The organism is Rossellomorea vietnamensis (assembly GCF_008180615.1).
Taxonomy (GTDB): domain Bacteria; phylum Bacillota; class Bacilli; order Bacillales; family Bacillaceae_B; genus Rossellomorea; species Rossellomorea vietnamensis_D.
Genome location: NZ_VTEH01000001.1, coordinates 223,653 through 238,589, shown reverse-complemented (window position 1 = coordinate 238,589; position 14,937 = coordinate 223,653). Strand labels below are relative to the sequence as shown.

13 protein-coding genes are annotated in these 14,937 nt (G+C 42.3%); 12 read left to right on the top strand and 1 reads right to left on the bottom strand.

From position 1 onward, the window contains the following. The first annotated feature begins 16 nt into the window (after positions 1–16). From FZC79_RS01180 to FZC79_RS01135, 10 genes are all read left to right on the top strand, one after another. Positions 17–934, top strand: a complete 918-nt coding sequence (locus FZC79_RS01180) for a helix-turn-helix domain-containing protein (RefSeq protein ID WP_187442605.1) — start codon at positions 17–19, stop codon at positions 932–934. 49 nt (positions 935–983) lie between these two features. Further along, a complete protein-coding gene (gene pgsA, locus FZC79_RS01175; RefSeq protein ID WP_148945069.1) occupies positions 984–1,562 on the top strand; it encodes a CDP-diacylglycerol--glycerol-3-phosphate 3-phosphatidyltransferase in 579 nt (192 codons plus the stop codon). Between the two features lie 127 nt (positions 1,563–1,689). After that, on the top strand, positions 1,690–2,940 hold the full coding sequence (locus FZC79_RS01170) for a competence/damage-inducible protein A (protein WP_148945068.1): 1,251 nt from the start codon (positions 1,690–1,692) through the stop codon (positions 2,938–2,940). A 412-nt stretch (positions 2,941–3,352) separates the two neighbouring features. Next, positions 3,353–4,390: a recombinase RecA gene (recA, locus tag FZC79_RS01165; RefSeq protein ID WP_148945067.1), complete on the top strand. Its 1,038-nt coding sequence runs from the start codon at positions 3,353–3,355 to the stop codon at positions 4,388–4,390. Positions 4,391–5,032: 642 nt separating this feature from the next. Further along, the gene (gene rny, locus FZC79_RS01160; RefSeq protein ID WP_113929961.1) at positions 5,033–6,592 is read left to right on the top strand and encodes a ribonuclease Y; all 1,560 of its coding nucleotides are present in this window, start codon (positions 5,033–5,035) and stop codon (positions 6,590–6,592) included. A 153-nt stretch (positions 6,593–6,745) separates the two neighbouring features. Continuing rightward, positions 6,746–7,546: a TIGR00282 family metallophosphoesterase gene (locus tag FZC79_RS01155; protein ID WP_148945066.1), complete on the top strand. Its 801-nt coding sequence runs from the start codon at positions 6,746–6,748 to the stop codon at positions 7,544–7,546. Positions 7,547–7,840: 294 nt separating this feature from the next. Then, positions 7,841–8,101, top strand: a complete 261-nt coding sequence (gene spoVS / locus FZC79_RS01150) for a stage V sporulation protein SpoVS (RefSeq protein ID WP_029281188.1) — start codon at positions 7,841–7,843, stop codon at positions 8,099–8,101. Between the two features lie 406 nt (positions 8,102–8,507). Continuing rightward, entirely contained in the window at positions 8,508–9,437 is a 930-nt protein-coding gene (locus tag FZC79_RS01145) for a dipeptidase (protein ID WP_148945065.1), read from the top strand. 292 nt (positions 9,438–9,729) lie between these two features. After that, positions 9,730–11,292 carry a tRNA (N6-isopentenyl adenosine(37)-C2)-methylthiotransferase MiaB gene (miaB, locus tag FZC79_RS01140; RefSeq protein ID WP_148945064.1) on the top strand — a complete coding sequence of 521 codons (1,563 nt, stop codon included), beginning with the start codon at positions 9,730–9,732 and terminating at the stop codon, positions 11,290–11,292. A gap of 1 nt (position 11,293) precedes the next feature. Next, positions 11,294–11,725 (top strand): RicAFT regulatory complex protein RicA family protein, encoded by a 432-nt coding sequence (locus tag FZC79_RS01135; protein ID WP_113929965.1) that lies wholly within the window; start codon positions 11,294–11,296, stop codon positions 11,723–11,725. 566 nt (positions 11,726–12,291) lie between these two features. Here FZC79_RS01135 and FZC79_RS01130 read toward each other — a convergent pair. Continuing rightward, positions 12,292–13,023 (bottom strand): class I SAM-dependent DNA methyltransferase, encoded by a 732-nt coding sequence (locus FZC79_RS01130; protein WP_148945063.1) that lies wholly within the window; start codon positions 13,021–13,023, stop codon positions 12,292–12,294. Positions 13,024–13,292: 269 nt separating this feature from the next. Here FZC79_RS01130 and cotE point away from each other — a divergent pair, with 269 nt between their 5' ends. Together cotE and FZC79_RS01120 are read left to right on the top strand one after the other, a co-directional pair. Next, positions 13,293–13,829 carry an outer spore coat protein CotE gene (gene cotE / locus FZC79_RS01125; RefSeq protein ID WP_148945062.1) on the top strand — a complete coding sequence of 179 codons (537 nt, stop codon included), beginning with the start codon at positions 13,293–13,295 and terminating at the stop codon, positions 13,827–13,829. A 409-nt stretch (positions 13,830–14,238) separates the two neighbouring features. Beyond that, positions 14,239–14,607, top strand: a complete 369-nt coding sequence (locus tag FZC79_RS01120; protein ID WP_148945061.1) for a VOC family protein — start codon at positions 14,239–14,241, stop codon at positions 14,605–14,607. Positions 14,608–14,937 lie beyond the last annotated feature (330 nt).

Below are 14,937 nucleotides of genomic sequence, written 5' to 3'. Positions count from 1 at the left end.
TTGGCAGGTGTTTGTTTTGACTGAACTAGGAACACGACTCAGAGAAGCTCGTGAAGCTAATGGATATTCCCTGGACGATTTGCAGAACATGACGAAGATCCAGAAACGCTATCTAATGGGAATTGAAGAAGGAAATTATGAAATGATGCCCGGCAAGTTTTATGTCAGGGCCTTTATCAAGCAATATGCCGAAGCTGTCGGCTTGGATCCTGAAAGGATATTTGAAGAATATCCAAATGATATACCCGTTACCAATGCAGGAGATCTTCCTGAACTTTCAAGGGTGCAGTCGAGAAAACCGGTGTCTGAAAGTTCATCGAAAGTTCTGAACATCATTCCGAAGATTCTTGTGGCTCTTTTTGTTATTGGAGCGGTTTTTGTGGTATGGTATTTGCTGCCGAACACATTTGGCAATGATAATGCTGGTACAGGAAATGACCAGGAAGAGTCCGTAGATTACTCCGAGTCTCCGGAGGTTCAGCAGCCTGAGGATGAGGACGAAGAAACGGCTGAATCCGGTGATTCTGCCGGCAGTTCTGAAGAAGGAACGGATTCAGAAGAAAATGAAGAAAACGAAGAAGATGCAGAAGAACCAGCCGAGCAGCCATCTCAGGAAATTACTGTTGCGAAAGTAAGCGGAAAAGAAACGACTTACGATTTGAAAAATGCAGAGAACTTCAATTTAAACATTGCGGCCAGCGGAGATACTTGGATAGGCGTTTATAATTCCAAAGATGAACAGCTTTTTTCCCAAATGATGAAAAACGGGGACAGTGAATCCTTCGATCTTTCAGAAGACGGTGAAGCTTTCATCATTGTCGGGAATGCTCCTGCGGCGACAATTAAAGTGAACGACGAACAGATTAATTATGAGGTATCAGCATCGGAAGTTGTCAGGCAGGACATCATCATCAGGCGTTCTGCACAAGAATAGCCACCTCTGTGGCTATTCTGTTTTGTTATGATTCAAGGAGGTAGAAAGAGTGAACTTGCCAAATAAAATTACGGTATCGAGGATTATCTTAATCCCGCTATTTATGATCATCATGCTATACCCCTTCGATTGGGGAAACATTTCACTATTGGGCACTGAAATGCCTGTGAACCACTTTGCTGGAGGGCTGTTGTTCATCATAGCCTCCACAACAGATTGGATCGACGGCTACTATGCCAGGAAATTGGATCTTGTCACGAATCTAGGGAAATTCCTTGATCCGCTTGCAGATAAATTGCTCGTATCTGCAGCTTTAATCGTTTTAGTTGAAATGGGATTTGCTCCTTCTTGGATTGTTATCATCATCATAAGCAGGGAATTTGCCGTTACGGGATTAAGGCTGGTATTGGCAGGCACAGGCGAAGTAGTTGCCGCTAATACGCTGGGAAAAATCAAAACGTGGGCTCAGATCATCGCCATCTCATCATTGCTGCTTCATAACATCATCTTTGAAGCTGTTTCGATTCCATTTGACACGATCACTTTATGGATCGCGATGCTCATAACAATTTGGTCTGGCTGGGAATACTTTTACAAGAACCGCCAGGCATTTCTCAATTCTAAATAATTCAGTAAATAGAAGTCCTTTCCTGGTTTGCTCAGAGGTTTAGGACTTCTTTTTTGTGGAATCATTTCAAAAAGCCTATAATTCTTATAGTGAAATAAATCAAGCTAGAGATAAAGGGGATAAAATTATGAACGCAGAAATCATTGCTGTAGGTTCTGAATTACTTTTAGGGCAAATAGTAAATTCCAATGCGAAATTCCTTTCAGAACAGCTGGCAGAAATAGGTGTGAATGTATATTATCATACAGTTGTGGGAGATAACCCCGACCGGCTTAAAAATGCTGTAAAGACTGCAGAATCGCGTGCTCAATTAATCATCTTTACAGGAGGGCTTGGCCCCACCAAGGACGATTTGACGAAAGAAACAATAGCTGGCCACTTAAATACCTCTCTTGAAAAAGATGAAGAGGCTTTAAAATTCATCAAGGATTACTTTATAAGGGTACAAAGGGAAATGACACCTAACAATGAAAAGCAGGCCCATGTTTTAAAGGGTTCTAATGTGCTGAAGAATGAACAGGGAATGGCGCCAGGAATGTTCCTGATTCATGAATCTCGTCAATATATGCTCCTTCCCGGTCCTCCTTCTGAGATGATTCCGATGTTCAAAAAATACGGAAGGCCCCAAATAGAAGAAGCGCTGGGCAGAAAAGAGACCATTTCTTCCAGGGTTCTTCGGTTTTTTGGCATAGGCGAAGCGGAACTGGAAACAGAAATGATGGATCTTATTGATGCTCAAACAAACCCTACAGTTGCTCCTCTTGCTTCCGACGGAGAAGTAACTCTTAGATTGACGGCTAAAGACGTTTCAAAAGAGAAGGCAGAAAACATGCTGGATGAAATGGAAACCCAAATCCTCAAAAGGGTCAGACCGTATTTTTATGGATATGATGACACAACCCTGATGGATGAGATGTCGAAAGAACTGAAGAAGCAAGAGTTAACCATTGCTTGTGCCGAAAGTTTGACAGGAGGATTATTTCAATCCCAGATGACTTCCATCTCAGGGGCTGGATCCGTTCTGAAAGGCGGCATAGTTTGTTACTCTCCTGAGATAAAAAAGGAACTTCTTGATGTTTCTCCCAACACGATCAGTATACATGGGACCGTCAGTGAACCTTGTGCTAAAGAACTTGCTGAAAATGTCAGGGAGAAATTCGATTCTGACATCGGAATCAGTTTTACAGGAGCTGCAGGTCCGGGACCTCATGAAGGGAAGGATGAAGGCACGATCTGGATAGGTATTTCCCGAAGAGACAGAAACACCAAAACTTTTTTATTAAATCTTGCCGGCACGCGAAATGGCAACCGTGCGCGGACAGTTAAATACGGAAGTTACTTCCTTTTGAAAGAGCTAAGAGGAGAGGGAAAGTCATAAGTTGCTGGCCGGCAGGCTCTCCTGCCGGCTTTTTGTCTGCCCGCAGTGATATTCAGTCCAGGCAGGTTTGAATGCACCTAAAGCCTCTGGATCTTCTCTGTAATCAGCCCGCACCCTAAGGTATAAATGACCAGACAGGGTTGAAAGCAGGGAATACAATTAAATCAGTTTTTGAGCTGAAAATATAATTTTCTCCCTGCAGAAAACGTTAAAACGATAATTTCTTCATAGGAATTATATAAAGTGCGGATAATTGTACGGAGAAAAAAACCGAATGAATGTTCGATTTTTCTCTTGTTAAATTAACGAAAAAGGTTTATAGTAGAGATAGGTTGTTGAAATGAGACAAGCAATTGATAAATTGCTATTTTGTCTTTCTATATATGTAAGAGATTAAAAGGAGGAAATATTTGTGAGCGATCGTCAAGCTGCCTTGGATATGGCACTTAAACAAATTGAGAAACAATTCGGTAAAGGTTCAATCATGAAGCTGGGAGAACAAACAGATCGAAACATAGTAACAATCCCAAGTGGTTCACTAGCCTTGGATGTTGCACTTGGAGTAGGAGGATATCCGCGCGGAAGAATCATTGAAACGTACGGTCCGGAATCTTCTGGTAAGACAACTGTGGCCCTTCATGCAATTGCTGAAGTACAAGCACAGGGAGGACAGGCGGCATTCATAGATGCTGAGCATGCTCTTGACCCTGTCTATGCTCAAAAACTTGGTGTTAACATTGATGAACTTCTCCTCTCACAGCCCGATACAGGAGAGCAGGCATTGGAAATCGCAGAAGCTCTTGTACGAAGCGGCGCTGTGGATATCCTTGTCATTGACTCTGTCGCAGCGCTTGTTCCTAAAGCGGAGATTGAAGGCGAAATGGGGGACTCGCACGTTGGTCTTCAAGCCCGTTTGATGTCCCAGGCTTTGAGGAAGCTGTCTGGAGCGATCAATAAATCGAAAACCATTGCAATTTTCATTAACCAGATCCGTGAGAAAGTCGGAGTTATGTTTGGTAACCCTGAAACGACACCTGGTGGACGTGCGCTGAAATTCTATTCCTCTGTCCGTCTTGAGGTGCGTCGTGCGGAAGCGTTGAAGCAAGGAAACGAAATGGTCGGTAACAAAACGAAAGTCAAAGTTGTTAAAAATAAAGTAGCTCCTCCTTTCAGGGTAGCTGAAGTTGATATTATGTACGGACAAGGGATTTCCAGGGAAGGCGAGATCATTGATATGGGGTCAGAACTGGACATCGTTCAAAAAAGCGGTGCCTGGTACTCATATAATGAAGAGCGCCTTGGCCAGGGGCGTGAAAATGCGAAGATTTTCTTGAAAGAAAACCCTGAAATCCGCAATGAAATCATGATTAAAATCCGCGACCACTATGGTCTGGATACAGGCAAAGCAGAAACTGAAGAAGGACAGGACGAATTGTTATTAGATCAATAAGACTTTCAAGGAAGCAGGGAGCCGGTCTCCCTGCTTCCTTTTTAAAATTGTTGTGACAATTAAGCGTCCTTTCTCGTTAAATAGCCCTTGATTCCAAAGAAGACTGGGCACTTCCTCTTTTTATAAGGGTCTTTTCGGAAAATTTGTTGTTATTAGATAATAATTCTGAAGAAATATCTAATTTAAGAAGTAAAAATACGGTGATTTTGAAAAGAAAAGAGCTGCTCTTGCCCGAATAGAGATAAAACTCTTAGTATCAGGGGATCTCCCCAAGCAGCAATATATGTGAAAACAGCCTTTTATAAAGGCGATGCTGGTTCCGCGCGTCTGTAAAGAGGAATTGTATCTGGTATAAAAATCAACCACTATCCTGGAGCCGTATCATGAAAAGTTAGTGGACTAATTACAAAATAAGGTGTTTTTTATCACTTTTTAACGAAATTATCCATAGAATCAAGGGGGAAAGGTCTCACCCCCTTGACAATGAATATTCTGAGATTTAAAATTAACATGTATATTTTACAAATTTTCGAATGTTAATATTTGAAAGCCTAGCGCTGTATATTGAAACCTTTGGAACAATGTACCAGCCGACATGTAAAAAAGACATGACTAAAGTTCATAGCAAGGGGAGGTGAAATGATGGAACCCATTACAATCATCTCCATTTTGCTTGGCCTAATCGTCGGTGTAGTTGTTGGATACTTTATTCGTAAATCCATTGCTGAGGCAAAAATTGCTGGAGCTAAAGGTTCCGCAGAGCAGATTCTTGAAGATGCTAAGCGCGAGGCCGAGGCTCTGAAGAAGGAAAAGCTCTTAGAAGCAAAGGATGAAAATCATAAGCTTCGTACTGATATGGAAAATGACCTTCGTGAACGAAGAAATGAATTGCAAAAGCAGGAAAATCGTTTAATGCAAAAAGAAGAGAACCTTGATCGCAAAGATGAGTCACTCGATAAGCGGGAATCTCAGCTTGAACGAAAAGAGGATACTCTGAATGGAAGACAACAACATATTGAAGAGATGGAAAGCAAAGTGGACGAGATGATACGATTACAGCAAACCGAACTGGAACGCATCTCTGCACTTACGCGTGATGAGGCAAAAGCGATCATTCTTGACCGTACTGAGAATGAACTTTCTCATGACCTTGCCTTGATGATCAGAGAGCATGAAACACGTGCAAAGGAAGACTCTGATAAGAAAGCGAAAGAGATTCTTTCACTTGCAATCCAGCGTTGTGCAGCAGAACATGTTGCAGAAACAACGGTATCTGTTGTAAACCTTCCGAATGATGAGATGAAAGGTCGAATCATCGGTCGTGAAGGACGTAATATTCGTACATTAGAAACGCTTACTGGAATTGATTTGATTATTGACGATACTCCAGAGGCGGTTATCTTATCCGGTTTTGATCCAATTCGCCGCGAAACTGCGAGAATTGCACTTGAAAAATTGGTACAGGACGGACGGATCCATCCAGCCCGAATCGAGGAAATGGTCGATAAGGCAAGACGGGAAGTGGATGAGCATATTCGTGAAATAGGTGAACAGACAACATTCGATGTTGGAGTTCACGGGCTCCATCCAGATTTAATTAAGATTCTTGGAAGATTGAAATTCCGTACAAGCTATGGTCAAAACGTCCTGAAGCACTCAACGGAAGTGGCGTACCTTTCAGGTCTGCTCGCTGCCGAACTGGGTGAGGATGTTACGCTTGCCCGCCGTGCAGGTCTTCTGCATGATATCGGTAAAGCGATTGACCATGAAGTAGAAGGAAGCCATGTGGAAATCGGTGTTGAACTGGCTGGGAAGTATAAAGAACACCCAGTGGTCATTAACAGTATCGCATCCCATCATGGTGATACGGAACCAACGTCTGTCATTTCAGTACTTGTGGCGGCTGCTGATGCACTTTCAGCTGCAAGGCCGGGTGCCAGGAGTGAAACGCTTGAGAACTACATCCGCCGCTTAGAGAAGCTGGAAGACATCTCAGAATCCTATGAGGGTGTTGAGAAGTCATTCGCAATCCAAGCGGGCAGGGAAGTACGTATCATGGTTAAACCAGAATCGATTGATGATTTGGAAGCTCATCGTCTGGCGCGTGACATCCGGAAACGGATTGAAGAGGAACTGGATTATCCAGGCCATATCAAGGTTACCGTCATACGGGAAACAAGAGCTGTAGAATACGCAAAATAAAGCGGTGTGATTTTCACACCGCTTTTTCTATGGCTGTCAAGGCGCATTATTGCTTTAAAGCATGTCTTTATTAGCGTGTAAAAGTGGAGCAGTATGAGATTTGTGCTGGCTGTGATAAAATGTAAGAAATGTTGAAGCAGAAAGGGTTTGCAAATGAATATCTTATTTATTGGAGATGTAGTCGGTTCTCTAGGCCGAGAAATGGTCTCGGAATATCTTCCTAAGCTTAAGGCGAAATACCGTCCTTCTGTCACGATCGTGAATGGTGAAAATGCAGCAGGTGGAAGAGGAATAACAGAAAAAATATACAAACGTTTTTTAAATGATGGTGCCAACATCATCACGATGGGTAACCATACTTGGGACAACAAAGAAATTTTTGATTTTATTGATAATACTAAGTTAATGGTGAGGCCTGCCAACTATCCGAAAGGCACACCAGGAAGCGGATTGACGTTTATTAACATCAACGGCTTTGAGACAGCGGTCATCAACTTGCAGGGCAGAACCTTCATGCCTGCATTGGATTGTCCTTTTGAAGCTGCGGAAGAGCTTGTCGCCGAGGCAAAAGAAAGGACACCATTTGTTTTTGTCGACTTCCATGCTGAAGCGACAAGTGAAAAGCAGGCAATGGGCTGGTTTCTGGATGGAAAGGTCTCAGCCGTTGTGGGTACCCATACGCATATACAGACAGCGGACAACCGCGTCCTTCCTAATGGAACAGCCTTCATAGCTGATGTAGGCATGACAGGTCCCTATGATGAGATTCTTGGGATGAATAAAGATTCTGTCATTACTAAGTTCAGGACCTCTCTGCCTGTTCGTTTCGAGGTACCAAGCACAGGCAGAAAGTTATTGAGCGGGGTCATTATCGAAATTAATGAGAAAACAGGAAAGGCAAAGAGCATCGATCGGATTTTGATCAATGATGATCATCCTTTCCTGTCAGAATAAGCTGAAAGCAAAAGGGCAAATGGCTCTTTTGCTTTTTTTATTTATTTGGACAAACCATAGACAATTTCAAGTAAGAATCGGCAGCTGAGTTGATAAATCCCAAAACTTCTTAACGAATTTCCTGATTGTGGATGTCCACCATTTCTGAAAGCTGGAGTCCTTTGTTATCCGCTTTTTTAGGCCAAGCGGGAATGATTTCACGAATTGCTGAATATAGTAGCAGTGGAATCGTTTATACCAGGTTGTTCTGTGCTTTGAACATTCGGTATGGGGAAATGACAAGGAGGAAAAGAAATGGAAATATTAAAAGTTTCAGCAAAATCTAATCCTAATTCTGTAGCTGGTGCACTTGCCGGAGTTCTTCGTGAGAGAGGAGCAGCAGAAATTCAAGCCATAGGGGCAGGCGCCCTTAATCAGGCAGTCAAAGCTGTTGCCATTGCCCGCGGTTTTGTCGCTCCAAGCGGGGTAGACCTAATATGTATTCCTGCTTTCACTGATATCCTGATTGATGGAGAAGAGCGCACGGCTATCAAGTTGATTATTGAACCTCGTTAACTAATTCGAGGCTGTCCCTATAAACCTGAATGGGACAGCCTCTTTTTTGTGGGTATTTTTCAATTGGATAAGTGCTGATTGTTATCGTAATTTTGTGAAAAACATCTTCTTCAGCAGGACGCACCAATTCTTGATGGAAGAGGCTTTCCATCTACACACAAGGACGGAAGGAAAATCCTCAAGAGGAGTTTAGGAAATTGTCCAGAAGTATAAATATAGAATTAAAATAGAAATATCTCTCTCTGGCTAGTTTGGAGAGTAACGATTTCAATAAGATACTAGGAAATAGCGATCAATGAGGTGTGCGGCTGCAGGGGACCCGCTGGAAAGCCGGGCATTATGTTAGAGGATGAAGTCTTATTTAACAGGTGTTATTGAACAGAAGACAAAAGAGAGGGGTTTTAAGATGATATTCGATGCTCATTGTGATGTATTGTTAAAGCTTCACCATTACAGGGAGGATGTGTCCTTTCAAAGTCGGGATGATTTACATATAACCTATCCTCAGCTGCTCCAAGCAGGAAGCAAGGTTCAGCTGTTCGCCATTTACCTTCCTTCGTATTTGAAACCCGGCCAGCGGTTCCAGGCTGCACTGGAGATGGTGGAGGTTTTTCATGAAAAAATCCTTGAGCCAAATTCCAAGATGAAAATGATCCGGAGTAAAAGTGATATAGCAAGATTAGAAGAGGATGAGATAGGGGCAATGCTGACCCTTGAAGGGTGCGAAGCCATTGAGGAAGACCTGACCAAACTCTTTACTTTGTATCAGTTGGGGGTCCGGGCTGTCGGGTTAACATGGAATTGGGCAAATGCGGCAGCAGATGGTGCACTTGAGCCCAGAGCAGCGGGGCTGACGAAGTTTGGCAGGGAGACAGTTCAGTTCCTGAATGAACATAACATTATGACGGATGTCTCCCACCTATGTGAACGCTCATTCTGGGACACTATAGAAATTGCAAGATACCCAATTGCTTCACATTCAAATACTTTCAGTGTATGTTCCCACCCAAGGAATCTAAAAGATGAACAGATCAAGGCACTATTCCAAAAGAATGGAGTTATGGGTTTAACATTTGTCCCTCAGTTTCTTAAGCAAAACGGGGATGCGGAAATTTCCGATATCCTTCACCACCTGGACCATGCTTGTTCACTTGGCGGTAAAAACCAAGTCGGCTTTGGTTCTGACTTCGATGGCATATCCCAGACAGTAGAAGGTTTGTCATGCTACCGTGAATACGAAAATCTCACAGAGGCACTGCAGAAGCACTATACAGAATCACAAGTGAAGAAATTCCTTTTCGAAAATTTCTATGAAGCATTGCCAGAAGAACAGTAGGACAATCAAAAGGGCATCACCGTTTTAATCCGGTGATGCTTTTTTTCTATTTAACGCTTTTTAAGGAGTGACAAATAAGCTCTCTTAGAACTTTAAAGTGCTAAAGTGAACATTTTGCAACATCTGTGTGCTTCTATTGTATCAAGGATGAAAAAGCTTTATACTAGATTAACGTGCAATCCTTTTGTGAAAAACTATCAGTATTTATATAATAGAGTCGTTCTTTTTTTGTGCCGCGGGTATCAGAATTCTACAGCCCCGGCACAGGTGAGCAGGAAAGGAGTCATTTTCGATGAATGAAGAACAGCGAAAGCTTGGCCAGCAAGCGGCTGATCCTACAAATAAAAAAACCGAAAAAGATTATTCAAAGTACTTTCAAAGCGTCTATATTCCCCCGTCACTGAAAGATGCCAAAAAGCGCGGGAAAGAATCTGTACAATATCATAATGATTTTAAGATCGATGAAAAGTACCGCGGGATGGGGAACAACAAAAAATTCTATATCCGCACTTACGGCTGTCAAATGAATGAACATGATACAGAAGTAATGGCAGGAATTTTCATGGCTCTGGGCTATGAAGCGACAAATACTACTGAGGATGCTGATGTCATCCTTCTTAATACTTGTGCGATCCGTGAAAATGCTGAAAACAAAGTGTTTGGCGAGCTTGGCCACTTAAAGCATCTTAAACGTGAAAAGCCTGAGCTTCTTATCGGTGTTTGCGGGTGTATGTCTCAAGAGGAATCGGTCGTCAACAAGATCCTTAAAACTTATCATCAGGTGGATATGATCTTTGGCACCCACAATATCCACCGCCTTCCAAACATTCTATCGGATGCTTATATGTCTAAAGCGATGGTTGTGGAAGTATGGTCAAAGGAAGGGGATGTCATTGAAAACCTTCCTAAAGTACGCCGCGGAAACATTAAGGCCTGGGTAAACATCATGTATGGCTGTGATAAGTTCTGCACATACTGCATTGTTCCTTATACTAGAGGAAAAGAGCGGAGCAGAAGACCTGAAGAAATCATTCAGGAGGTTCGGCATCTTGCTGCTCAGGGCTATCAGGAAGTCACTCTTCTTGGCCAGAATGTCAATGCCTATGGCAAGGACATAGAAGACCTCGAAAACTATGGTCTTGGTGATTTGATGGATGAACTCCGGAAAATAGATATCCCGAGAATCCGCTTTACAACAAGCCATCCACGGGACTTTGATGATCATTTGATCGAGGTTCTATCCAAAAAAGGGAACCTTGTCGAGCATATTCATCTGCCGGTACAATCCGGTTCATCTGATGTCTTGAAAATCATGGCACGAAAATATACTCGAGAAAGATTCCTGGAACTCGTAGGAAAAATCAAAGCGGCTATGCCGGATGTTGCGCTGACCACAGACATCATCGTCGGGTATCCGAATGAAACGGATGAACAATTCGAAGAAACACTTTCTCTATACCGGGAAGTCGGTTTTGAATCGGCCTTCACATATATCTACTCTCCAAGAGAAGGCACGCCTGCGGCAAAGATGAATGACAATGTTCCGATGGAAGTCAAGAAAGAACGTCTTCAGCGCCTTAATCAGATGGTCAATGAATATTCTAAAGAAGCACTTAAAGACTACGAAGGCAGAATTGTTGAAGTGCTGGTAGAAGGAGAAAGCAAAAAGAACCCAGAAGTCCTTGCGGGGTATACACGCCGGAGCAAGCTGGTAAACTTTAAAGCTCCTAAAACGGCCATCGGCAAAATCGTAAAAGTAAAGATAACTGATGCGAAATCTTGGTCTCTCAGCGGTGAAATGGTTGGGGAAGGCCGAATTGGCACAGAATTTCAAGAAGCGGCAGAGGTGAAATAATATGGCTAAATATACAAAAGACGATATTATGAAAAGAGCAGCTGATCTGGCAAACATGATCGCTGAAACGGAAGAAGTGGATTTCTTCAAACGTGCAGAAGCGCAAATCCATGAAAACCAAAAAGTACGGGAAATGATCGCCAGCATTAAAAGCTTGCAAAAACAAGCAGTCAACTTCCAGCACTATGGTAAAGCAGAAGCGTTAAAGATGGTTGAAGCAAAAATTGAAAAACTGGAAGATGACATCGATGCAATTCCAGTGGTCCAAGAATTCAAACAGTCTCAAGTGGACGTGAATGATTTGCTTCAGATAGTAGCATCAACGATTTCCAACACAGTAACAGATCAGATCCTTACTTCTACAGGCGGAGACCTATTAAGAGGGGAAACAGGATCACAAGTGAAAAATTCTGCTCCTGGCAGCTGTTCATAAAATAATAAAATAAAGAAGCGCTATCTTCACGGTATGAATCCTGAAGATGGCGCTTCTTGTGTTTAGTATGAAATTTCCTTGCCTTTTCATCTTTTGTCATCGTTTTCCTCTCATGGGTACTGAACTCCCTAGCAGCAGCTCTAAGGCGCGTCACGTCCCTGCCCTCTGTCCTTAGCGTATGTTCCCGTTTCTTTCTAGCCTTGCTTTTAGCCATTGTTTTCACCTCTTATAGAAATTCCTCACACTGGAGGTATTTCTATTTAACCATGAACAGAGAAGGGAAGGAAGCCTTTTTAAAGGCTATAGAACATGATTTGGGGATAGAACTTCCTCAATTCACCATAATCATCCTGTTAAGCAGGTAAACTAAACGCCGCCATCCAATAAGAAAGGATGAATCCGGAAGCAGCCTTAAAATTTACTGCACCCCTGTATTTTCTTTGGTTGAGATTGGTCTCGAGAACTCTTTCAAAACATAAGATGTCTTTTTTTCTGAAAGCGGTGCAGGTGCTTTAAGCAGACTGAATGAATAGGATATAGGAGGAAAATTCTAGATCAAGAAAGAATCACTTTACAAGTTCAAGGATAAGCATCAGCGGTATTCGAGTTCTTCTTTTATATTCCTCTTCACTATGGAAAAGTTCCCTCCTGGGTGCAGCTTCCTTAACATTTTTTATTATGAATCCAGCTGAAAGCACAAGAGAGAAATATTCTTCGAGTGTACGATGATATTTAACGACTGAATGATCCATCCATGCCTCTACCCTTTTTCCAGACTCAAAATAGTTGTCGACTACCCAGTGGGTCCGCTTTTCTTTTCCAGAGAAATGATCGAAAGTGGAGGTCAGGACAGGATGCATGACTGAGAACACGAACTTGCCGCCCGGTTTTAATCCTGTATATACCTCCTTCACTAGAGAATTCGGGTTTTCTATATAGTGAAGAACCATCCTTGAGGTGATCAGATCGTACTCTGCCCGGTTCAAATTCAGATTCTCGAGATCACCCAAACGGACAGCAGCCTTTTTGGAATTGATCGTAGAAATGGCTCTTTCCACCATATTCTTTGACCCGTCAATACCTGTGTAATAGCCTGCTCCTTGGGCAAGCAGTTCTTTGCCGAATGAACCATCCCCGCACCCCAGATCAAGGATGTCCTTATTATGAATATCCCCGATCAGCTCGAAAATGACGGGAGTTTCCATGGCATTGTTGGGACTTTCTTTTCTTTGTCTTCTGGCCATGAAACTTTCAAAGAATTGTTTTTCTTCGTATACGCTGGCTCCTTTATGTAACATAGCGATCCCTCCTGATAAATGAAGTCTTTTTTTCTTTAACCATCATACTATATAACGGAAACAGTTATATTTATTATTCATAATATTTACCGTGTACCGTGGGATATTTCCGCCGGCTATCCGGCAGATGGGAAATTGGGAACATTCACTATACTGAAGCATACAATGAACTATCCCGAAACTAATTTGTCACCGATCAAAAAATACTCGCACAAACGTCTAGATGCCCGCATAAGATGAATTGAAAATGAATGAGGAGGTACGCTCGAATGGCAGAATACAGAGAGATTATTACCAAAGCGGTCGTAGCGAAGGGACGTAAATTCACTCAATCCCACCATACGATTAGCCCGCCGCATCATCCATCGAGCATTTTAGGCTGCTGGATCATAAATCACACGTACGAAGCCCACAAAGTCGGCAAGAAAGTCGAAATATCCGGTTTCTACGAGATTAACGTCTGGTATTCACATGATGACAATCGAAAAACTTCCGTAGTTACAGAGAAAGTGGAGTATTGTGACGTCATCAAATTGAAATACCGTGATCCTGACTGCTTAGATGATAAAGAGGTAAAAGCAATCGTACTGCAGCAGCCTAATTGTGTGGAAGCGGTTATTTCACCAAACGGCAATAAGATCATCGTACATGTAGAACGCGAATTCCAAGTCGAAGTCATCGGTGAAACCAAGGTTTGTGTATTGGTTAACCCTGATGGCTGTGACGATGACTGGGATTGCGACTTCGATGATGAGGATTTTGAAGAGCTCAACCCGGACTTCCTGGAAGGGCTTGACGAAGAATAACGGAGACTAGGAAGACGGCCTCTTCCTAGTTTTTTTATTACTGGGAATTTATGAAACCACGCTCTGTGGGTCAAAAATAGCTGTATTATCCATGTCCAGCGCTTAGCCCATCGGGATTAAATAGCAAAAAGGAAAGCCCGTCTTTTTTCTTTTGAGAACATTTGCCTGCCGGGGCTGACCAAGGCGATTGAGCTTTTGTTTTACGTAAGATGCAGTGATAAAGCTGCATCTTTTTGTTTTGATTCCTAAGAAAAAAAGAGTAGTATGATTTATGAAGATCTGTTTTTTTAAAAGTTATGTTCGGCTGTCTTTAAAGACATAATGGGTAGTTATGGTTTACTTTAGATTCAGCCGCTTTGTACATCAGCCGCCATAGAAAACAGAAAAACTCTGATGAGGAGGGTAATAAATGCAATTTGAAATGATCGGATTGGACCATGTCCAGTTAACGGCTCCAAAAGGTTCTGAGGAAAAAGCGCGTAAGTTTTATGGAGAAGTTCTTGGCCTGAAGGAAATGGACAAGCCTGAAAAACTGAAATCAAGCGGAGGCTGCTGGTTCATATGCGGAAGCCAGGAATTACATATTGGAGTAGAAAATGAATTTATTCCCGCTGTGAAAGCGCATCCTGGAATTGTTGTAAAAAATATTGAAGCGGTGGTAAGCCGCCTGGAAGAGAGCGGTTATCAAGTCAAAGAAGATACCCGCATAGAAGACAGGAAGAGAATTTTCGTTAATGACCCGTTTGGGAACAGAGTGGAATTTCTTGAGTATTATTAATGAGCAAGCCGCTTTCCTTGAGGGGAGGCGGTTTTTTTATCAGAAACGAACTGTAACCCTTGTTGCTTATTAATATAAATATTAAACTACTTCAGCCTTTTATGGGGCTTTTTCCTGTCAGAACTGGATAGGTAATTTTTACTTCTTAATTGTGTATATGAAAAGATGCGAAGCCTGCGAACAATAAGGGTTACTCTTATCAGAATCGTTACTGCTGCTTTCAAATAAAGGGAAAAAATCCCCTTAATTTGTAAAAGACTCCGAAAAATGCTTAAATAGCGGTAAAAAATCCCCTTAATTGATTCGAAATGCTCTAATCTTTGTGCTTCT